Consider the following 22371-nt stretch of genomic DNA (forward strand, 5'->3'; position numbering starts at 1 on the left):
AATGGAAAATATAAGAAAATTGATAGAGCGGTGATGACTAGATTAAATCTCAAAAATGCTAAAACAATATAATTTATATACTTATACCTCAGAGGTTTAGAATGCCGCCGGCATTTTGGAATATATCGGAAAGAATTAAAAAAAATGATTTTCCTTTTTACTGTTTGCTGGCTGTTTTATCTTTATCCGTTTGTGGTGGATTTGTTTTTTCCGTTACATTCCAATCGGTTTTATTTATTATTCTTATTACCTGTTTTGCCTTTATATTTATAAAAAAAAAATTAAAAAATAATAATATATTTATTTTTATGTCTCTTCTTTTGACCGCCATATTTTTATCTTATCTTGGTGCGGATTTTCAGGTAAATGTCAGAAATGTGTCTTTGGGTTTTTTAAATGCGGTAATAGCTTTTTTTATAATGCTTTATGCGGATAACAGAAATAAGGAAAACGTTCTCCTCTCTCTTTTATTTTTAGGTTTGTGGGTTTCTTTTCTTTTATTTATTCAAATTTTTACAGGAAATAATATTGAACAGTCCGCATTTCTTAATATCAATATTATCTCCGGGTTCCTGCTTGTTGTTTATACTTTGGCTTTAGGGTTTACGGAAAAAAATAAGTATCCTGTTTTTTTTCTATCCGTGTCTTTAATAATTTTTTTTGCAATAGCGGTTACTCATTCAAGAACGGCAGTAGTTCTTGCTTATGCTGTGACCGTATTTTATTTTTTAATAATCAGGAAAAACAACTACTTCCATATTTTTTTTATAGCAGTTTCATGTATTTTAATTGCAGGCATTGTTTATGCTTTTTATACAAAAACTGGATTACAGAGCTTATCCGAAAGATTTATATGGTGGAAAACAGCTTTGTTTATGTTTAAAGAAAATGCACTTTTTGGTGTGGGGTTCGGAAATTACGGTGCGTTGTTTTTATATTACAGGCCGGAACCTGTTTTGAACACTTTGTTTGCGCACAATATATTTTTGCAGCTTCTTGCCGAAACAGGCATATTTGGAATAATATCTTTTGCTGTAGTTTTTTATATTATGGGAAAGAATGCCGTGATTTCATTTAAAAATAAGAATGCGGATTTAATTTACATGAAATCCGTTGTGGCAAGTATTATAATTTTTCTTATTTTCAATATCATGGAGTACAGCTTTTATATTCCCGCCTGTTTAACGACATTTTTTGTCCTTTGCGGGTTTTTATGCCATTGTGAAACTGAAAGGAGAAAAAAGAGTTTTGCATTTTCGGCCGTGGTTGCTGCAGTTGTATTGTTTGCAATTTATACGGTTGTTCCTTTTGCCGTTGCGGAACAATATTATAAAAATGGACAGAGATATGCGTCAAAAAAAGATTATAAAAAAGCACGGGAACAATATCTGAAAGCTGTAAAGTATGATGGTAAAAATCCAGAATATCTCCATCAGGCGGCAGATTGCAGTTTTGGGCTTTATATTTTGAGTTCACAGATGGAAAAACATTATTTGCAGGATACTATAAATTTTGAATCGCAGTCCGAAAAATTATATACTCATTCCGCGCAGATAAAATCTGGACTTGCAAATCTTTATAGATTGTCTGCGGATATGCAAAATGCGCAAAAATACTCCGAAGCGGCGCTTAAATGCGATAAATTTAATCCCAATTACGAGATTATTCATTGAAGATAACGGCTTTTATTAGTGATATTTATGTTTAACAGCAATGCATTTGCTCAAATTCCTTTCAGTTTGAGAGTTAAAAAGACTGTTGCAAGAATAATGCCAATACTGGAAAAAGAGTTTCGAAATAAAAAATTAAAGTTTGGTGCAGATGTTTTTGTAAGGATATTAAAGGAAGAATATATTTTGGAAGTGTGGGTCAATGATGGACGACAATATTCTCTTTTGAAAGAATATCCCGTATTATTCGGGAGGACTTGGTACGAAAACTAAAATTGGGTATCAAAAAAGTCCCGATGAAAATTTTGAAAGGCATAAAAACAGCTCTAATATTTCTTCTTGGAAAGAACTTTCCGAAGGGTACGGATATTTTGATAAAACCGGAATTCCACCGAAAATGCTTGTAAAACGCTAAAGTGCAGTATTATGTGTCTGAAAATACATAAAAGGAGACGTGAGTCAAAATGCAAGCCTTAAATTTAATGAGAAAATATAAAAAGGCCTTTTTCTTTTGTTTTTTATTGGCATTGATAGCGATAGTGTATTTTCGCAGCTTAAAATATGATTACACTTACTTTGATGATGATGTTCTTGTTATTCTCAATCATGATTTTATTTCGAATTATAAAAATATTCCAAAATTTTTTCTCAAAGGTGCGTTTTATACGGGCGATAATTCTTTCTATAGGCCCATTTTAACCCTGTCATTTTCCATAGACTCTATGATTGCTGGCAAAAATCCTTTTATGTACCATCTTACTGGATTGCTGCTTCATATTTCCGCAGTTTTTTTGATTTTTGTTTTTTTGAGAAAACTTGAATTCAATGAAATGCTAGTTTTTCTTTTTACGTCGATCTTTGCAGTGCATCCGGCGTTTGCTCATGCAGTTGCATGGATTCCCGGAAGAAACGATTTATTGCTTACCGTCTTCGTTCTGCTTTCATTAATTTTCTTATTTGACTATTTTAATAAGGAAAAGAAAAACACCGTAAAAATATTTATGGCGCTTTTTTTGTTTGCTCTTGCTGTATTTACGAAAGAGAGTGCAAGCACAATGGTTGCGGTTATGCCTGTATTTATGTTTTTATTTTGTAAAAATATCCGTAAAAAGGATTATATTGTTGTTTTTACGGCCTCTGCTCTGATTTTTTGCGCTTATATAGGATTGAGAATTTATGTTTTGACGGGCAATGCCGCGGAAATTACTTTCGATTTTTTAAAGACAATAAAATCTATTCTGATTTATTGTGAATATCTTGTTATTCCTTACCGCATATATCTTTTTCCAGATAATATAGATTTGAATTTTTTGACATTTTTTTCAAGTTTAATGGCATTTGTTCCACTGATGGCTTCTTTATTTTTTAATATAGGAAGAAAAAAAGTCATTTTGTTCGGTGCGTTTTGGTGCTTAGTATTTTTAATGCCCTCTTTTATGGCATCAGAACGTATAATTTCATTTCTGCCTCATAGACTATATGTAATATCAACGGGATTTATAATCATGTTTATAGAATTTTTTAGTTCTGCGTCAGAAAAATTCAAGCCTGCTGGAAAATACGTTATTTTTTTGCTTTTTATATTTATAAGTCTATTTACATGGTCGTCTTGTATTCATGTGAAGAAATTCCAAAATAAATATATTTATATTTCACATGCAATAAGCGAACAGCCGCAGTCCAATATGTTGAGATGTAAAATGGCACAGTACTATGCGGAAAACGGAAAATATGAAGAAGCTAGACGAGAACTTGCTAAAGTAACAAGCAAAGACGGAACTTATAGCAGCGTTTATTACGAAATGGCCGGATATGTCTTTTCGCTTGAAGGCCGTTATGACAGAGCGATTGAACTTTTTGAGCAACTTATTGAACTCTTTCCCAAACATGAGTCCGCTTTAAATAATATGAGTGAAATATATTTTTTGAAAGGTGAATATGGCAAAGCTTTGGGATATGCAGAAAGACTCATTGAAATTCGTCCTGAACGTTCGGATTACAAAATTCATTATGCTAAAATTAAAAATAAGTATGACAATATATCGGAGAATAAATAGTCCGCTTATAAAAAAGAATTTCTTTTATATAAGCTGAAGACGACTTCAAGTTGTTAATACGACAGTAGAATTAAAAATCTCCTGTGGTGTGAAATAATCAAGGCATTTGCAATTTCATCTTGCGATATAGTATCAAAATTTATTCCTTTTGGAAAAAATGACACTGCCTGCTGCAATAGCTGCTGTTGTTTGCAAAAGCAAAACTGTTATCAACCCACTGAAAAAGAGGGAGAAGATAGTCGACAAAAAAGCAGGCGTTCACTAAACAAAACAAAAGAAGCAATAGAAAAAGAAATAACAACTTGTTATTTCTTTTTCTATGAATGTGTGCGACGTAGCTGCGGGGTAGTCTTTTTTTGTCCTAGTGGGCGGTTTACACAAGGCATATTTAAATGTGTTGGCATTGTGATTGCCTGCTAAGGCTTGCCGTTGTGAATTGCCCACTGCAAAGGACACTCCGTGCCGCGCACCCTTCTCAAGAGGGGAAGTGCTAGCGCACGGCAATTTATAACAACGTACGACAAAGACAAATTAAAGACAAAACCTTCTTCTGTATAAAGTTCTTTGTGGTGTATTCATAATAATAAATATAGTATTACTTTTTCATAGTTTTAACTTGGGTTCCTGCCTTCATGAGAAAAACTAAATATTGCTCAAACACAAATAAAAGTGTAAAATCATAAACATAAATGAAACCTTTTAAAAAAGGAGGACAATATGGCTGAGAAAGTCGGAATTATTACGTCGGGCGGAGATGCACCTGGAATGAATGCAGCGATAAGAGCCGTTACCAGATATGGCATTTCGCTGGGTTATCAGATTGTGGGAATAAGAAGAGGATTCAAAGGTCTTCTTGATGATGAATTTATAACTCTCACTCTGCGTTCCGTCAGTGGTATAATAAATTCCGGAGGAACGATATTGCATACGGGAAGATGTCCTGAGATGAAAACTAAAACCGGCATGAACAGAGCGGTAAAAACCATAAAAGAACTCGGTTTGTGCGGATTGATAATTATAGGTGGAGACGGTTCTCTTGCAGCTGGGCACGCTTTGTCAAAGCGAGGAATAAAAGTTATTAATATTCCGGCTTCAATAGATAATGATATATATGGAACGGATGAAACTGTAGGTTACGATACCGCCGTGAATACAGCCGTAGAAGCTATAGACAAAATAAGAGATACGGCGACAAGTCATGACAGGATTTTTATCGTAGAAGTTATGGGAAGAGAACATGGATTTTTGACGCTTGACGTGGGTATTGCGGCGGGCTGCGAATTCATAGTCGTGCCAGAAATGAAATATGATATAAAAAAACTTGCCGATGAGCTTATCAGAGGTAAAGAAAGAGGAAAAACTTCGGAAATCATAGCTTTTGCAGAAGGTGTCGGCTCTTCAGTGGATTTTGCAAAAAAAATTGAGAAAATGACTGGACTTGAAGTAAGAGTCAGCAATCTCGGATACATTCAGCGTGGAGGACGGCCTACGGCAAGAACCAGAATACTCGCTTCAAAATTCGGTTTTATGGCGATACATTTGTTTCATAAAAAGAAATACAATATGCTTATCGGTATGACTGATGGAAAGGCTTCCTGCATGCCGATTCCTCGCGCGATAAAATGCGAAAAGTCGTTCAATGAAAAAGAATTAAAAATATTGAGAAATCTATCAATCTAAAAGGAAATGATGCTGATGAAAGAAGCATTGGAAATGATTAAGAGAGGCACAAACGAAATTATCGATGTAAAAGAACTTGAAAAAAAACTTTTTTCCGGAAGAAAACTCAGGATTAAACTTGGTGTGGATCCTACTGCTCCGGATTTGCATTTAGGACATACCGTAATAATAAACAAACTCAAAACTTTTCAGGATTTGGGACATCAAATAGTGTTTTTAATCGGCGATTTTACTGCAAAAATCGGCGACCCTTCGGGTCGTTCAGAAACGCGTCATATGATGACGGATGGACAAATAGCGGAAAATACTAAAACTTATACCGAACAGGTTTTCAAAATTTTGGACAAAAGTAAAACAGAAGTTGTATATAACAGCAAATGGCTGGGAGAGCTTGGGATAACGGGGTTGCTTAAACTTGCGGCAAAAAACACAGTTGCGCAAATGCTTGAAAGAGACGATTTTGATAAAAGATATAAAGAAGACAAACCGATAAGCATTGTTGAATTTATGTATCCTTTGCTGCAGGCTTATGATTCCGTTGCATTGAAAGCCGATGTTGAACTCGGAGGCAATGATCAAAAATTCAACTTGCTTCTAGGAAGAGACATGCAGCGCGATTACGGACAGGAAGCTCAGATTGTGATAACCATGCCGCTGCTTGAAGGTACGGACGGCGTAAAAAAAATGTCCAAATCATACAATAATTATATAGCGTTAAATGATTCCCCGCAGGATATGTTTGGGAAAATAATGTCAATTTCCGATGGGCTTATGTACAAATATTTTGAACTTTTAACGCAAAGAAATTTAAAAGAGATGAAATCCATACACCCGAAAGAAGCAAAAATGTTTTTGGCTGAAGAAATTACGGAAAGGTATTACGGCAGCAGTGCAGCGTTTGCCGCTCGCAAAGGCTTTGAAAAAATTTTTGCCAAAAAAGATATTCCCGATGAAATAGAGGAATACAATCTGAAAGCTTCGGTTGTAAAATTGTCGGATTTGCTTGCAGAAAGCGCTATGGTTTCAAGCAAGAATGAAGCTAGAAGGCTTATCGAGCAGGGAGGCATCAAAATAGATTCACAAAAAGTCGTCGGGGATTTTGAGATAAAAATGGAAAAGCCCTTTATAATTCAAGCAGGAAAAAGAAAATTTAAAAAAATAATGCCGTCAAAATAAATAGAGGAGACTCTTATGAAAGTCAAACGTATTGCTGTGTATCTTTTAGCGATAATTTTCGCCGGAGGATTATTTGCATGTTCCGCAGCAAAGGTTACCAGAGTTGCCGCTGATGAAATAATTGATTTCAGCGGAAATTGGAATGATACAGACTCTCACCAAGTATCAGCTGAGATGATCAGAGACGCCATAGACAGACCGTGGGTCGATGAATATTTAAGAAAATTTAACAAAAAACCCAGAGTTATTGTAGGAATTGTAGTAAATAAAAGCGACGAACACATAACAACTGAAACTTTTATCAAAGATCTGGAAATTGCGCTTACTAATTCAGGAAAAGTCGTTATGGTTGCTTCAAAAGACCAGAGGGGCGAATTAAGGGAAGAAAGGGACGAACAGTCCAGAAACGCCAGAGTCGGCACCGTGAAAGCACATGGGCAGGAGACGGGCGCGGATTTTATGATTAAAGGGCAGATAAATACTATACCTGACCAAAAAAAAGGTGCCGAACTGAAATATTATCAGGTTGAACTTGAAATGATAAATATTGAAACAAACGAAAAAGTTTGGATAGGACAGAAGCAGATTAAAAAAGTGATAGCTAAAAAAAGTTACAAATAATATTATAAAAAAATGTTAAAAACTGTGAAAGTGCATCCGCTTATGGTTTTACCTGTATTATTTTTCGTGTTATTGTCGTCCGGGTGCGTTTCTAAAATGAAAAAATATTATTCGGACTTAGAAGCAAAACTCGGAGCTGGTGATTATGAGGCTGCGGCGAAATTTGTGGATAAATCTAAAGACAAATACGGTGAAAAAAATATTTTGCTTTACTATCTTGATTCGGGAATGGTCAATCATCTTGCAAAAAAATATAAAGAGAGTATAAAAAGTTTTGAGTCTGCTAAAGATAAATTTAACGAATATTACCAAAAAAGCATAGCCATTGGAGCAGCCTCAATAGTATTTAATGATAGCGCTATGCCTTATTACGGCGAAAACTATGAAAGAATTCACATAAACGTTTTTGAAGCTTTAAACTATATATTGGAATCCGACAAAAACGAGGCAGCTGTTGAAGCAAGACAGGCAAATGTTTTATTTAAAATTTTTGCTGTAGAAAAAAATTATAAGAATTTTTATAATGACGATGGCTTTGTAAGATATTTTATGGGTTTAGTTTATGAAAATGCCGGCTATCTTAACGATGCTCATGTTTCTTATTATCTCGCATTGAAAGCTTATGAAAACGGTCTTGCCTGCATAATTCCGCCACAGGATTTAATTAATGATGCTTACACTACGGCGCTGATAATGGAAATGCCCGGCAGAGCGGCAGAAATAAAATCAAACTTTCCTGATGCAAAAGAAGTTTTTGTGCCGAAAGGTCACGGAGAACTTATAATTATTGATTATAATGGAGTGATTGCGCAAAAGATAGACGATGTATTTGATATTGTTTTGTCGCAGGCATGGGTATACGTTGACAATGTTGAAGTTGACAGCGATGAAAAAGAAGAGTTTGACAAAGCCAAATCCGTAGTTATTTCGGCTTTTGCCAAAGATTATATAAAAGTGGTATTTCCAAAATATAAAAGGGTTGTTAACGATATAAAATCATTTTTTGTAACTTTTGAAGGGAAATCCACTCACGCTTATGAAGCACAAAATTTTACGGAAATTGCCGAAAAATGCCTTAAAAATGATATAGCGAAAGTTTTTGCAAAAACGGTTGCAAGAGCTGCCGTAAAATACGTTATAGGAAAAAGCGTTTCAAAAGTGGTTGAAGACAATACTAAAGGCAGTGGCTGGGGTTCTTTGACGCAGGCAGGTTTTAATATTTTTAATTCTCTGACGGCAGAGGCTGACAAACGCAGCTGGCGCACTCTTCCCGAAAATATTTTGATGGCAAGAGCATATCTTCCTGCCGGAGAAAATAAAATTACGATAAATTTTCTGGGAGTTTCCGGAGAAATTCTCTCTTCAGAAAAAATTACGGTAAATATTCAAGCCGGCAAAAAAACATTTAAAGTTTTAAGGATTACAATGTGATTAAAAAAATGGTTTTATCTTTTTTGCTTATCTGCATTCCGTGCTTTGTTTTAACTGCCGAATTTCCTTCATGGATAAAAAGCGGAAAAAGTCCGCTCTATCCGACCGAGCGGTTTCTTACCGCTGTTGGAAAAGGAGCAACCGAAAAAGAAGCCATTGCGGATTCACAAAAAAATATTATCCAAAAAGTTATGGATACTCTTATTCTTGAAGGTTTTGAAAAAGTGAAAATAAGCATTTCTCCGGCCACTTTGCTTAAAGCGTTTGAAGAAAGGTACTCTTATAATGATAAAGAAAATAGGATTTATTATGTGTTTGCAACGGTCGACAAGAATATGGCGCGCATAGATATTGAGGATGATTTGTACGCCGCAGAACAAGCTCTTCAGTACAGAACTGCCGTTTATGAAACTTCAAACATTTCCGTTGCATTGAAGATAAAAGCCGTAAACGAACTTTTGGAACTGTATGCAAGAAGGGATTCAATAGTAATGTTGAAAAAAGCTTTGTCGGAAAGCATAGTAAATACAGAAGTAGGCGCATTTGAACGTGAAAAACTTGCTATGGATAGAAAAAAGCTTTTTGAAAATATAGTCTATTATATAAACGCGGAAAATTTTAATACGGCAAAATTAGCAAAATTTATGGAAATAAATCAAATTTCTGTTCTTGGCAGACTGCCGCAGTTTCCACCGGATGGCAGCAAAGCGGTGGTTGTGATAAACTGCAAAATACAACTTGATAAAACGATTGATAAAGATAATATGTCGTGCAATTGGATTGCCGACTTAGTTTTAAGCGATGCTTTCAATGAAAAAACCATGATTTATTCCGACACTGCTACCGGCGATGAAACGGGTGCGGATGTAAATGAATCCATCTTAAAAGCATTGTCCGCCGCCGAAAAAGAAATGAACTTGATGGCTGAAGAATTTTTTAAAAATATTAATTGAAAGAATTTTATAAATAAAAATGTTATAATTATCCACTTTCTGTAAAATATAAGAGGAACAATGTTTAAAATCATTTTAAAAGAGGAACTCGGGCAAAACGTAAAAAGCTTTTTTATTGAAGCTGCAGATACGGCGAGAAATGCAAAAGCCGGACAGTTTGTCATATTGAGAATAAACGATAAAGGGGAAAGAATTCCTCTAACCATTGCCGATACAGATGCACAAAAGGGGCTTGTGCGTATTATTTTTCAGGAAACTGGAAAAACCACTTACGAACTTGGAACTCTTAAAGAAGGCGGCTATATAAAAGATTTTGTCGGTCCTTTGGGACAGCCTACGGAAATCGAAAATTATGGAAACGTTGTTGCTGTTGCTGGAGGCGTGGGCACGGCAGAAGTTCTGCCGGTAATAAAATCTTTGAGAAATGCGGGAAATAAAGTGACAGCGGTTGTGGGTGCAAGAAATAAAGATTTGATAATTCTCGAAAAAGAATTGAGAGAAATCTGCGATGAACTTCTTTTTGCTACAGATGACGGCTCTTACGGAACCAAAGGGTTTGTCACAGACATTTTAAAAAATATTATTGATAAAGAAAGCGTAAATATAGTTTATGCCATAGGTCCGGTGCCGATGATGATGGCCGTCGCAAATCTCACTAAGGAAAAAAATATCAAGACCTTGGTTTCTCTTAATCCTATTATGGTTGACGGTACGGGAATGTGCGGAGCATGCAGAGTTACGGTTGATGGGAAAACGAAATTTGCATGTGTCGAAGGACCTGAATTTGATGCTCATAAAGTAAATTGGACAGAACTGATTTCACGGCTTTCTCTTTTTAGAGATTTGGAAAAAGTGTCTTTAGATAATTATAAAAATAATTCGGAGTGTAAATGCGGCAGAGAATGAAAATGCCCGAAAGGCTTCCTAACGAAAGAAACAAAGACTTTCTGCAGGTAAACATCGGTTATACCCGCAAACAAATGCTTGAAGAAGCCAAAAGATGTCTTCAATGTAAAAAACCATTTTGTGTTGAAGGTTGCCCCGTTGAAATCAATATTCCTAAATTCATAAAAGAACTGTCAGATGATAATCCCGCCCAAGCTATAAAAATCATAAAACAAAAAAATAATCTTCCCGCCGTATGCGGGCGCGTCTGTCCTCAGGAAAGCCAATGTGAAAAGTATTGTATTCTTTCAAGAAAAGGCGAAAGCGTCGGCATAGGAAATCTTGAAAGATATTCAGCCGATTGGGCTGCGGCTAACGCGCAGAAAAAAACTTCACCCTCAGATATAAACAAAAACGGCATAAAAATTGCCATAATAGGTTCTGGACCTGCTGGTCTTACCGCCGCAGGTGATTTGGCAAATATGGGTTATGAAGTTACCGTTTTTGAATCACTGCATGATATAGGCGGTGTGCTGCGTTATGGCATTCCGGAATTCAGACTTCCCTTAGATGTTTTGGAAATCGAAATAGGCAATTTAAAGAGTATGGGAATAGAATTCATTTTAAATACTTTAGTGGGACGGACAAAAACCGTGAAAGAATTATTTGAAGAAGATTTCAAATCGATTTTTATCGGTACGGGTGCGGGTCTTCCCGTGTTTTTGGGAATTGAAGGCGAAAATTTAAATCATATATATTCTGCAAATGAGTTTTTGGTGCGCGTAAACCTTATGCGTGCGTTTGATTTTCCGAATTATGATACACCGGTCTATAAAGGAAAAAACATAGTAATCATAGGCGGCGGAAATACGGCGATGGATTCCGCAAGAACGGCGTTAAGGCTCGGTGCTTCAAGCGTTAAACTTGTTTATAGAAGAACCGAAAACGAAATGCCCGCCAGAAAAGAAGAAAGGCTGCATGCGCAGGAGGAAGGAATCGAGTTTATAACTTTGACAAATCCCGTTAAATTTATCGGAGATGAAAAAGGTTTTGTAAAAGCGGTTGAATGTATAAAAATGGAACTTGGTGAACCTGACGAATCAGGAAGAAGACGTCCTAAAAAAGTCGAAGGTTCAAATTTTGGCATTGAAGCCGATATGGCGATTTTAGCTTTAGGTTTAAACCCTAACCCCGTGCTCCCTTCTTTGACGGAAGGATTAAATACAGACTCTCACGGTTATCTAATAATAGACGATAATTATATGACTTCAATACCGGGTGTTTTTGCTGGAGGAGATATAGTCGGAGGTGATACTGTCATTCAGGCTATGGGAATGGGCAAACAGGCCGCAAAAAGAATAAACGAATATTTAAAAAATTTACACCCGACTAACAATTAATTTTTATATCTAACTCTTCCTTCTTTCTCACCGCTTTATACTCATTGTATTTCTTTCCTTTATTATATTTAAAAAAAGCATATCTATTTTGACCTTGACGTAATGTTTGACATATAATAAAGTTTTTGTTAAAATGCTTCTCTATGAACATTAACATATGGTTGATTATATGTTTAGTTTTGGCGGCAGTATCAATGGTTTCCATTTCGGTCTATTTGATATTTCTTCTTATACAATTGAAAAAAACCGCAAAAGAAGTTGAAGAAGCTTTTTCAAAAGTGAATTACGAGCTCGATATACTCAATAAAGTTTCTGGAAAGGTTTTTACTTTCACGGAAAAAGTGTCGGCGCCTCTTATTTCGGCCGGCACAGCTGTTTGCTATATTTTTTCGGCTTTTAAAAAAAGAAAAAACGGAAATAAGGAGGAAAAAAATGTGTGACAAAAAAGATAGTTTAGCGGCTTTTATACTCGGTGGAATAATAGGTGTGGCTATCGGTATTTTATATGCGCCCAGATCCGGAAGAGAAACGAGATATAATTTGAGGAGAGTCGGCGAAGATATTGCGGATACGGTAAGCGATTTAAGTGAAGATATGAAAGAAACTGGACGTAAACTTTACAATGAGGGTCGTGAAAAAGTTATGACTGGAAAAGATAAAATAAGCGAAGCTTTTGAGGCAGGCAAAAAAGCTTTTGAAAAATACAAAAAAGAAGATTAAGATTTTTTGCAATGCGCCGAGGTAGCTCAGTCGGTAGAGCAACGGTCTGAAAAACCGTGTGTCGGCAGTTCGATTCTGCCCCTCGGCATATTTATGAAGACATAAAGTCTTGTTTAGTTTTTTCTAAACAAGGCTTTTTTTAAGAATGATATTTTTTTATTTGACTGGAAGATTCTTAAAAAGTATAATTTCAATGTTATTTTGTGCCGATGTAGCTCAGTTGGTAGAGCAATTGTTTCGTAAACAATAGGTCGGAGGTTCAAGTCCTCTCATCGGCTAAAAGATGTAAGTCGGTTTTTAAGCCGGCTTTTTTTATTAGCTTATATTTTATAATTGAGGTAAAAAATTTAAATTTTAAATTATAAAAGCAGAAATAACTTATAAAATGAACACAAATGAATAATTTGACTAAAGCTTGTCGAATAAGTATAATTTAACTTATTATTTTAAATTAATTTCGTATTTTATCATATAGTTTCTGATATATATAAATATTGGAATATTGTATATGACCAAAGGTAGAGTTAATGTACGCATATTCTTCATTTGTTCAGAAAAGCCTAACAAAAATCATATTGTATGGGATTCCAGTTTTATATTTTTTGATAGCCGTAGGTTTTTATTTAAAAACATATGATTCGGCGCAGATAAAAATAACACTTCTTCATCTCGGAGGTCTCTTTTTAATTGCCGTTTGGATTATTGCAAGAATTGAGAAGGGTAAATTTGGTTTCTTTAAGAAAAATTTTGTTTTTATCCTACCTGTTTTAGCTTTTCTTGTCTCCGGTATTATTTCATTTGCGCACTCTCCGTTTCCTTATACAAGTTTAAATGAAGTTGTAAAAAGATTCATTTATTGCTTTTTTGCGTTAATATTAATAACAGAATTTAACGACGAAAAGAAAATTTCACGCATATTGAATTGGCTTATTGCAGCTGCTTATATAGCATGTATATATGGCGTGATACAATTGCTCGACTATTATTTATTCCCACCGCCTCCAGATTCCGGATTGGATCCTTTTCTGTGGAGACAGGCATTCGGTCACAAAATATTCTCGACTTTCGGAAATCCAAATTTTTTCGGCGATTTTCTTGTAGTTATGAATCCTATTGTACTGGGTTTGTATTTATATAAAAGAAATTTTTATCTAATGTTTTTGTGGATATTAATATTAATATGCGCGATATTTACGGTCTCAAAAGGCACGTGGCTGGGATTTTCAGCAGGGTCTTTTGTTTTTGTTCTTGTATATTTGTTTACTATTTTCAGAGAAAGACTTACAAAAAAAATGCTGATTTTTGGCGGTATAACTATAATGGCAATATTTTTGATAGCTTTTTTCGCAATATTTGCGCAGACGAAAAAAAGAACTGACAGCGCATCATTTAGGCTGTTTACCTGGCTTTCTGCTTGGGAGATGATAAATACAAATCCTATTTTTGGTACGGGGATAGGCTCTTTTTACGTTACATATCCGGCATGGAGAAGGCCGCAAATATTTTTTATTGAAGCCAAGCATAACACAGAAAGCGATCACCCCGAGAATGAATATCTTGAGGTATGGTTTGATGAGGGAATAGTCGGTTTTGTGCTTTTTCTCTTTTTAATATGTTTTGTTTTTATGGCGGGATATAAAAATATTGAATTTTTTCATTCCGGAAAAGGCAGCAGGGACAGCCCCATGCCTTATATACAGTTGGGAGTGTTGGCAGCTTTTGCGGCGCAGCTTGTGCATGATATGGTTTGCGTTTCACTTAGATTTGTTTCTTCAGGTATAATGTTGTGGCTGCTGATAGGGATTACACTTTCAATATGCGTTAATTCTTCTAATGATAAAATCATTGCCGAAGATTCTAAAAATATAATTCCGTTGCCGATAAAATTAATTGTGCAAGTGATTGTAATTATTTTGGCGGTGATATCTATAAAATATTTTGCGGGCTATTTTAAAGCCGACTATCTCCATTCCAGAGCTATTCAATTATCAAAAATATCCAATTGGGATATGGCGCTAAAAACGTACGATGATGTCAACAAAGCCAACCCATCTTTTCCGATGTCAAGATATTTTCAGGGCAATGTTCATCTGGACAGATGGAAAGCGGGAGATCCGATATTGGCTGAAAAGTCATTCAAAGAATTATGGAAACTTGCGCCTAATTATGTGCAGTCTAAATATTTGGCGGGTTTGATGTATCATAAAAATTTTAACGACGCTTTATCTTTGAAAAATAAATATGTACAACAAAATAATCATGAAAAAGCTAAAGAAATGGAGATACCGATAAAAGAAAATTATGATTTAGCAGTAAAATACTATAATGAATACATGATGATAGATCCTATTTTCCCTTTGACATATTATCAGCTTGCATCAATTTATTCAGCTGTTGGAAATTTACAGATGGTGGAAAAAACGTTAAAAGATCATTTGGAATATCCGGCTAATTTAAGCCGACATCCTCATGATTTCTGGGTGGAAAATTGGGAAAAGAGACGTTCTCTCGAATATTCGGAAACATATGTTCATCTCGGGCATTTATACTTGGCAAACAGTAAGTTTCAAGAAGCACATGATGCCTATATTAAAGCTTTGGAGTTAAATCCAGATAATATAAATGCACTTAAAAATCTCACTAATGTATACGCCGGCAATAATGAAAAAATAACGCAGGTGTGGCTTGAAGTTTTTAGAAAATTTCCTAATGACGAGGACGCAATTAAATATTTAGAGCCGTTAGGATTGATTAAGAGAATAAAATGAGCATAAGTCCGGATATATTATTTACAATAGCAGGTTTTCCCGTTACCAATACTGTTATTTCCACTGTAATTACGGATATTGTTCTTATTGCGTTAGTTCTTTCGATAAGAAAATTTATGTCAGTAAATCCCGGCAAAATTCAAAATGCCTTTGAAGCCGTATCTGAATATTTTTATGATATGACTTCAGGTAATGCCGGAAGCAGAGCGTCTTATATTCATCCGTGGGTGTTGTCGATATTTTTGTTTATAGTGGTTTCAAATTTAACCGCGCTTTTTCCGGGATTTGAAACTGTAAGATTTTTAAACGCTTCGGACGGACATCACGGAGTTCCTTTGCTTAGAGGCGCTACGAGTGATTTGAATCTTACCCTTGCTTTAGCCGTAATTTCCGTAGTAATGACACATTATTTCAGCGTAAAGTACACGGGAATAAAAGCTTATATAGGAAGATTTCTTTCGTTTACTATGTTTCCTATAATGCTTTTTGTGGGAATCTTGGAGTTTATGAACGAGATAACAAAGCTTATCTCTTTTTCTTTCCGTCTTTTCGGAAATATTTATTCGGGAGAAGTGGTTATAAGCACAATGTATTCGATGTTTCCTATAGGACTTCCGGTTCCTTTTATTATGCTGGAAGTTCTAATTGCAGTTATACAGGCTATGGTTTTTGCCATACTTACAATGTCATTTATGAGTATGTTTACAGATAAAGCACACTAAATTTTAGGAAAGGAGATGTAGAAAAATGACTTTTACACTTGCAGGCGGAGTTATTGTTGCAATCGGAGGTTTAGGACCGGCATTAGGCATTGGTTTTATCGGAGCAAAAGCGGTTGAAGCTATAGGACGCAATCCCGAAGCGTCAGGCAAAATAATGACAAATATGCTGCTCGGCATGGCTTTTGCAGAAGCTATCGCTATCTATTCACTTTTATGTGCGTTTATCATGAAGTAAAAAGAGAAAAAAATGGAAATTCTAAGCACATTAGGTTTGGAAGGAAAAGTTTTTATTGCCCAGCTCATAAATTTTCTTGTAGTGGTTTTTATATTAAAAATAATTTTATATAAGCCGCTACGGAAGATGCTTAATGAAAGAAAAAACAGAATTGAAAAAGGTCTCCAAGATGCCGCCGACGCGAAAATAGCTTTGGAAAATGCCGGAGAGGAAAGAAAAAAAATTCTTGCCTCTGCCAAAAGCGGCGCCGATGAATTAACGGCTTTAACCAAAGCTTCTTTAGAAGAGATAAAGATAAAATTGACTCAAGAAGCGAAAAACCGTTCCGAACAGATTTTGGAAGACGCAAAGCAAAAGGCCGCTATGGAATTTGAAAATATGAATAGGCAAATAGGTAAAATTTCCGTCGATATTTCTGGAAAAGTTATGATGCATGTTTTTTCAAGTTTATTTACCGATGAAGAAAAAAATAAGATTTTGGCAAGGGCGCTTGATAAAATAGAGAAGGTCGGATATGAAAAGAAATCAAATTAGAGAATTTGCACATTCCATAGCCGTTTATGGTTACGTATCAGATAAAGATGCACAGTGGATATTAAATAACTTTTCAAGAAATGATTTAAAGGTTTTTATGCGTTTATTGGTGCAGGAACTAAAAGACAGAAAAGTCACAGCCTTTTACGCCGGAAGCATTAATGAAGAAGATAAAAAGAGGATAATATTGCTTTTTCCGGATAAAGAAATTGAATTCAAACGCGACGATGAAAATTTAGGAGCAGGGCTTAAACTTGAATACAGCGGCTTTGTTCTGGATTACAGCATTTCAGGAATAACAAAAAGAATACTAAGTAGCATAAGAGAGAGCTTATGAAACCAGAAGAAATAATACAAAAAATAGAAAAACAATTATATTCTGTGGACGTAAATCCGGAGTTGGTTAATTTCGGTATAGTCGAAACCGTAGGAGACGAAATCGTTAAAGCATCGGGACTTTCTAATGTCGGCTATTACGAAGAAGTTTCGTTTGATGATGGGTCTCTCGGGTTTGTTTTAAATATTGACGAAGATTACGTTTCAATAGTCATGCTTACGAATTCCGGACATATTGTGCGTGGAATGAGAGTTAAAGCTACCGGCAGTATTTTAAGTATAAATGTGTCAGAAAAGCTTATTGGCAGAGTTGTCAATGCCGTGGGGCAGTCTATAGACGGCGTAGAAATTAAACATGACAATTCCGTAAAATATCCGATAGAAAAAATAGCGCCCGGAATTATTGAAAGAGCTTCCGTAGATAGACCTTTAAAAACCGGAGTTAAAGCTATCGATTCGATGACGCCCATAGGAAGAGGCCAGAGAGAGCTTATTATCGGCGACCGAGGAACGGGCAAAACGGCTTTAGCCGTTGATGCAATTATAAATCAAAAAAAGCTTGATATGGGTTTAAAAAGAGTCATATGCATATATTGTTCCATCGGTCAAAAAAAGTCTAATCTTGCTTCGATAACTGCAAGATTAAAAGAAGAAGGTGCGATGGATTACAGCATAGTGGTTGCGGCTACTGCTTCAGATGCCGCTTCAATGCAATACATAGCTCCACTGGCAGCATGTGCGATAGGCGAGTATTTTATGGATAAAGGTGAAGACGTTTTGGTAGTTTACGACGATTTGACAAAACATGCATGGGCGTACAGACAAATTTCGCTGCTGATAAAAAGACCTGCGGGACGTGAAGCTTATCCGGGCGATATTTTTTACCTGCATTCAAGGCTTTTGGAAAGAGCTTCCAGAATCTCTGATGTAAGAGGAGGCGGTACGCTCACGGCTCTTCCGATAATTGAAACGCAGGGAAATGACATGTCGGCGTATATTCCTACAAACGTTATTTCAATCACTGATGGACAGATATATCTTGAAGCCGATTTGTTTAACGCGGGAATACGTCCGGCCATTAATGTCGGCTTGTCAGTTTCGCGTGTGGGCGGAGCTGCACAGACAAAATCAATGAAACAGCTTGCCGGACCGGTAAGACTTGAACTTTCGCAGTTCAGAGAATTGCAGTCGTTTACGCAGTTCGGAAGCGATTTGGACGAAGATACTTTAAAAAGGCTTGAAAGAGGCAAAAGAATAACCGAAATTTTAAAACAGCCGCAGTACAGTCCATATGACGAAATCTCCGAAATTCTTTCGATTTTTGCTGTAACGTCGGGCTTGCTTGACGATATTGACGTTGATAAGATAAGAGAAGTCGAAGACGCTATGATTGAATATGTAAAGAAAAATTATCCCGAGACGCTTAAGAAGCTTTCAACCGGTGCAAAACTTGAAGATGAACTCAGGGAAGAACTAAAAAACAATATAGAAGAATTTAAAAAGAAAAGCAATTATGGCACAGAACTTACAACAGCTTAAAAAGAGAATAAAAACTTCTCAAAGCATAGCGCAGATTACAAAAGCTATGGAAATGATAGCTGCGTCAAAAATACGCAAGGCACGGGCGGCAGTTGAAAAACACAATCCTTATGCAAAAAAAATAATGTATATGGTTCAAAAAGTGCTTACGGATAAAGATTTACACGAAAGCATAGAACTTCTTGCCAAAGAAAAGATGGCTCAAAAAAAACTTATTTACGTTATTTCTCCAGATAAAGGGCTGGCCGGCGGGCTTATTGTAAATCTGTTCAAAAAGCTCGCTTCTTATGCATCAAAAGACGACTATATCGTAGCTATCGGGAAAAAAGCGGTAAACAATGCGGTCAAATATAATTTTAATGTTTTGGCTTCTTTTAATATGAGTACTTCATTTTTGGAATATTCTGGCGTATATCCGATGATAGATATGGCCGAAAAATTTTATATGTCCGGAGAAGTCGGAACGGTAAGTGTAATTTACACGCAGTTTAAAAATATGCTCTTGCAGGAACCAGTCAGCGAAGAAATACTTCCCGTAAAACCGGATAAAAATTTTGTCGATACTGGAATCGACTATATTTTTGAACCTAATGCGGCGCAGGTGTTAAAAGATTTGATTCCTCATTATTTTGAAGTTGAATTTTACAGCGCTCTTGTCAATGCCTATGCTTCTGAGCAGGCGGCAAGAATGACGGCAATGAAAAATGCCAAAGAAAATGCAAATGAAATAGCCGTGTCATTAACCAATATATATAACAAGTCCAGGCAGGAAAAAATTACCAACGAAATTTTGGATCTTGCGAACGGACAACAGGGAATGTAAAATGGAAAATAACGAAAAAGAAAATGCGCAAGGTACGGTTATCAGAGTTCAGGGTGCGGTCGTCGATTTTAAGTTTAGCGGCGGCGTGCCAGAAATTTTTGAAGCTTTGACAATGAAAATGTCCGACGGCAGAGATTTGGTTTTGGAAACGATGTTTGAAATGGACAATTCCGAAGTGAGAACCATAGCCATGGGGTCTACCGACGGCATGAAAAGAGGAATGAAAGCCCTGAGAACTTTTGCACCGATACGCGTTCCTGTAGGAGAAAAAACTTTAGGCAGAATTTTCAATGTTTTAGGGCAGCCTATAGATGCTCTCGGAAAAATGGACGAGTCGGTTGAAAGATGTCCGATTCACAAAAAAGCTCCGGATTTTGTAGATCAGAAAACGACTCCTGAAATGCTTGAAACTGGAATAAAAGTCATAGATTTAATATCGCCGTTTACAAAAGGCGGAAAAATAGGAATTTTTGGCGGTGCTGGCGTAGGAAAAACTGTTATTGTCAAAGAACTTATAAGAAATATCGCCACGGTGCACAAAGGACATTCTGTTTTTGCAGGAGTAGGCGAGAGAACAAGAGAGGGCACAGATTTATGGATGGAGATGGTCGAATCCAAAGTTATGGATAAAACCGTTTTGGTTTTCGGACAGATGAACGAGCCGCCCGGCAACAGAATGAGAGTGGCTTTGACCGCTCTTACGATGTCGGAATATTTTAGGGATGAAAAAGGCGAAGACGTTCTTCTTTTTATTGATAATATATTCAGATTTGCACAGGCTGGCAGCGAAGTTTCGGCTTTACTTGGAAGAATGCCTTCGGCCGTTGGGTACCAACCGAACTTGGCTCAGGATATGGGAGATTTGCAGGAAAGAATAGCTTCGACGAACAAAGGTTCGGTTACCTCGGTTCAAGCGGTTTACGTTCCCGCCGATGATTATACCGATCCTGCTCCCGTGGCGATTTTTGCACATTTGGACGCTACTATAGCGCTCGATAGGGCAATTATGGAACAAGGACTTTATCCGGCGGTTAATCCCTTGACCTCGTCTTCAAGACTTCTTGATCCGAATATTGTCGGAGAAGATCATTACAATGTCACAATGTCGGTAAAAAAGATTTTACAAAAATACAAAGATTTGCAGGATATTATCGCTATATTGGGCATGGACGAGCTTTCGGATGAAGACAAATTGACGGTTTCAAGAGCAAGAAAGGTTCAGAGATTTTTAACGCAGCCTATGTTTGTTGCTGAAACATTTACGGGTCTTGAAGGAAGATATGTTAAAGCTGAAGAGACGGTGAGAGGATTTAAAGAAATTATTGAAGGAAAATATGATGCTCTGCCGGAACAGTCGTTCTATATGGTAGGCACCATAGAAGAAGCCATAAAAAAAGCAGGAGAAAAATAATTTAAGTCCGGCAAGTTTGTAAAAACGGACTTTTTTATAAGAAAATAAAAAATGAGAAAGACAAATGAAAAAATTTGAACTTGAAATATTGTCTCCACAGGGGATCGCTTTTAAAGATGAGGTTTTATCGGTTTCCCTGCCGACTTCTTCCGGAATAATAACGGTTTTGCCCGGCCATACGAATCTTGTGACAAAACTTAAGGAAGGTGAAATTATAATAACTTATAACAGCGGAGAAAAAAGAATAACTGTTACTGATGGATTTGTCGAGATATTTGCAAACAGCGTTAACATAGTTACGGATTTTGCCGTTCCGTCAGACGATGAAAACAGGTATGAGATAGAACGGGCTATGAAACTTGCCAAAGATATGAAAAACAGAAAACAAAACACCGTTGATTTGGCGGTGGTTGAAACACAGCTTAAAAAAGCGGTTTATGAATTAAAATCTAATGTGGGGATTAGAAAGAAAAAAATATGAAAAAATATCATCCTTTTGTTTCCTTAATTATATGCTCGATTTGCATTCTTTTATCTTCATGTGTATCCGTCGATCAAAGCGGATTCGGCAAGCTGGAGCCGGATGATCAGATAGCATCGGAAACCCCTGTTATAAGCGCTAAAAAAGTTGAGCTTGGCAGGTATGATGATGGGACTTCTAAAGGATATAAATATATTTCAGAGGACGGCTCGGTAACTTTTGCTGAGGAATTGATAGATGAAAAGGGAAATCGTATTATCGAGGGACGAATCCCTGACGGGCTTATAGTTCAATATTATGACGAAGGGAATATTGCCGCCGAATTAAATTATAATGCGGGCAGATTGGAAGGAGTCGTGAAAGAGTATTTCCCTGACGGTATTGTATCTTCTGTAAAAAATTATAAATCGGGAGAATTAAACGGTCCTGTAAAAGAATATTATCCCAACGGTAAAATAAAGGAAGATTTCGTCTATATAAACGGACTTTTAAATGGTGCTTTGCGTAAATATTCGGATACCGGTACGATATTGTCAAGAGCCGAGTATCAGGATGGAGAATTAAATGGTACGTATAAAGAATTTTTTGTGAACAGTAAGGTAAAAATCGAGATTGAGTATATGAATAATAAAAAAGAAGGATACCAAAGAGAGTTTGACCCTTCGGGTATACTGCTGGCTGAATATAATTATACAATGAACAAACTCGAAGGCCAATCTAAAAAGTATTATGAAGACGGCAGCATACAGATGATTGCCAATTATGTAAACAATATACAAGAAGGAGAAACAAAAATTTTCAGTAATAATAATTCTGATCATCCTATATATATAGACATTTATAAAAACGGCAAAAAGATTAAAAGAAAAGCTTACAGCTCGCAGGGCAAACTGATTTTTACATTTGATTATTAATAATAAATTTTTAAT

General features: G+C 36.2%; 22 protein-coding genes and 2 tRNA genes. All 24 read left to right on the forward strand.

Annotated elements, in window-relative coordinates:
- The first annotated feature begins 101 nt into the window (after positions 1–101).
- A complete protein-coding gene (locus tag LBD46_03730; GenBank protein MDR2426274.1) occupies positions 102–1673 on the forward strand; it encodes an O-antigen ligase family protein in 1572 nt (523 codons plus the stop codon).
- A 27-nt stretch (positions 1674–1700) separates the two neighbouring features.
- The gene (locus LBD46_03735) at positions 1701–1943 is read left to right on the forward strand and encodes a hypothetical protein (protein MDR2426275.1); all 243 of its coding nucleotides are present in this window, start codon (positions 1701–1703) and stop codon (positions 1941–1943) included.
- Positions 1944–2134: 191 nt separating this feature from the next.
- Positions 2135–3727: a DUF6056 family protein gene (locus tag LBD46_03740; GenBank protein ID MDR2426276.1), complete on the forward strand. Its 1593-nt coding sequence runs from the start codon at positions 2135–2137 to the stop codon at positions 3725–3727.
- Between the two features lie 717 nt (positions 3728–4444).
- Positions 4445–5407, forward strand: a complete 963-nt coding sequence (locus LBD46_03745; protein MDR2426277.1) for a 6-phosphofructokinase — start codon at positions 4445–4447, stop codon at positions 5405–5407.
- Positions 5408–5422: 15 nt separating this feature from the next.
- On the forward strand, positions 5423–6583 hold the full coding sequence (gene tyrS, locus LBD46_03750; protein ID MDR2426278.1) for a tyrosine--tRNA ligase: 1161 nt from the start codon (positions 5423–5425) through the stop codon (positions 6581–6583).
- Positions 6584–6598: 15 nt separating this feature from the next.
- A complete protein-coding gene (locus LBD46_03755) occupies positions 6599–7204 on the forward strand; it encodes a penicillin-binding protein activator LpoB (GenBank protein ID MDR2426279.1) in 606 nt (201 codons plus the stop codon).
- Positions 7205–7300: 96 nt separating this feature from the next.
- Positions 7301–8635, forward strand: a complete 1335-nt coding sequence (locus tag LBD46_03760; GenBank protein ID MDR2426280.1) for a hypothetical protein — start codon at positions 7301–7303, stop codon at positions 8633–8635.
- On the forward strand, positions 8632–9588 hold the full coding sequence (locus LBD46_03765) for an LPP20 family lipoprotein (GenBank protein MDR2426281.1): 957 nt from the start codon (positions 8632–8634) through the stop codon (positions 9586–9588). Before LBD46_03760 ends, LBD46_03765 begins: the two co-directional genes overlap by 4 nt.
- Positions 9589–9648: 60 nt before the next feature.
- Positions 9649–10494: a sulfide/dihydroorotate dehydrogenase-like FAD/NAD-binding protein gene (locus tag LBD46_03770; GenBank protein MDR2426282.1), complete on the forward strand. Its 846-nt coding sequence runs from the start codon at positions 9649–9651 to the stop codon at positions 10492–10494.
- Positions 10479–11873, forward strand: coding sequence for an NADPH-dependent glutamate synthase (gene gltA, locus LBD46_03775; GenBank protein MDR2426283.1), 1395 nt, complete (start codon positions 10479–10481; stop codon positions 11871–11873). The genes LBD46_03770 and gltA overlap by 16 nt, the downstream gene beginning before the upstream one ends.
- A gap of 143 nt (positions 11874–12016) precedes the next feature.
- Positions 12017–12313, forward strand: a complete 297-nt coding sequence (locus LBD46_03780; protein ID MDR2426284.1) for a hypothetical protein — start codon at positions 12017–12019, stop codon at positions 12311–12313.
- Positions 12306–12593, forward strand: coding sequence for a YtxH domain-containing protein (locus LBD46_03785; protein ID MDR2426285.1), 288 nt, complete (start codon positions 12306–12308; stop codon positions 12591–12593). Before LBD46_03780 ends, LBD46_03785 begins: the two co-directional genes overlap by 8 nt.
- Positions 12594–12608: 15 nt before the next feature.
- Positions 12609–12681 (forward strand) — tRNA-Phe (locus LBD46_03790).
- Positions 12682–12798: 117 nt separating this feature from the next.
- Positions 12799–12871, forward strand: a tRNA-Thr gene (locus LBD46_03795).
- Between the two features lie 249 nt (positions 12872–13120).
- The gene (locus LBD46_03800; protein MDR2426286.1) at positions 13121–15361 is read left to right on the forward strand and encodes an O-antigen ligase family protein; all 2241 of its coding nucleotides are present in this window, start codon (positions 13121–13123) and stop codon (positions 15359–15361) included.
- A complete protein-coding gene (locus LBD46_03805; protein ID MDR2426287.1) occupies positions 15358–16083 on the forward strand; it encodes a F0F1 ATP synthase subunit A in 726 nt (241 codons plus the stop codon). The genes LBD46_03800 and LBD46_03805 overlap by 4 nt, the downstream gene beginning before the upstream one ends.
- A gap of 25 nt (positions 16084–16108) precedes the next feature.
- Complete coding sequence (gene atpE / locus LBD46_03810; GenBank protein MDR2426288.1) at positions 16109–16318, forward strand: ATP synthase F0 subunit C; 210 nt, start codon at positions 16109–16111, stop codon at positions 16316–16318.
- A 12-nt stretch (positions 16319–16330) separates the two neighbouring features.
- Positions 16331–16852: an ATP synthase F0 subunit B gene (locus LBD46_03815; GenBank protein ID MDR2426289.1), complete on the forward strand. Its 522-nt coding sequence runs from the start codon at positions 16331–16333 to the stop codon at positions 16850–16852.
- A complete protein-coding gene (locus LBD46_03820) occupies positions 16833–17189 on the forward strand; it encodes a hypothetical protein (protein ID MDR2426290.1) in 357 nt (118 codons plus the stop codon). Before LBD46_03815 ends, LBD46_03820 begins: the two co-directional genes overlap by 20 nt.
- Entirely contained in the window at positions 17186–18727 is a 1542-nt protein-coding gene (atpA, locus tag LBD46_03825) for a F0F1 ATP synthase subunit alpha (GenBank protein ID MDR2426291.1), read from the forward strand. The genes LBD46_03820 and atpA overlap by 4 nt, the downstream gene beginning before the upstream one ends.
- The gene (gene atpG, locus LBD46_03830) at positions 18702–19550 is read left to right on the forward strand and encodes an ATP synthase F1 subunit gamma (protein ID MDR2426292.1); all 849 of its coding nucleotides are present in this window, start codon (positions 18702–18704) and stop codon (positions 19548–19550) included. The genes atpA and atpG overlap by 26 nt, the downstream gene beginning before the upstream one ends.
- Before the next feature lies 1 nt (position 19551).
- On the forward strand, positions 19552–20961 hold the full coding sequence (atpD, locus tag LBD46_03835; GenBank protein ID MDR2426293.1) for a F0F1 ATP synthase subunit beta: 1410 nt from the start codon (positions 19552–19554) through the stop codon (positions 20959–20961).
- Between the two features lie 64 nt (positions 20962–21025).
- Positions 21026–21442, forward strand: a complete 417-nt coding sequence (gene atpC / locus LBD46_03840; protein ID MDR2426294.1) for an ATP synthase F1 subunit epsilon — start codon at positions 21026–21028, stop codon at positions 21440–21442.
- Positions 21439–22356: a toxin-antitoxin system YwqK family antitoxin gene (locus LBD46_03845; protein MDR2426295.1), complete on the forward strand. Its 918-nt coding sequence runs from the start codon at positions 21439–21441 to the stop codon at positions 22354–22356. Before atpC ends, LBD46_03845 begins: the two co-directional genes overlap by 4 nt.
- Positions 22357–22371: the final 15 nt, after the last annotated feature.

The sequence above is a fragment of the Candidatus Endomicrobium procryptotermitis genome, assembly GCA_031279415.1.
Taxonomy (GTDB): Bacteria; Elusimicrobiota; Endomicrobiia; order Endomicrobiales; family Endomicrobiaceae; genus Endomicrobium_B; species Endomicrobium_B procryptotermitis.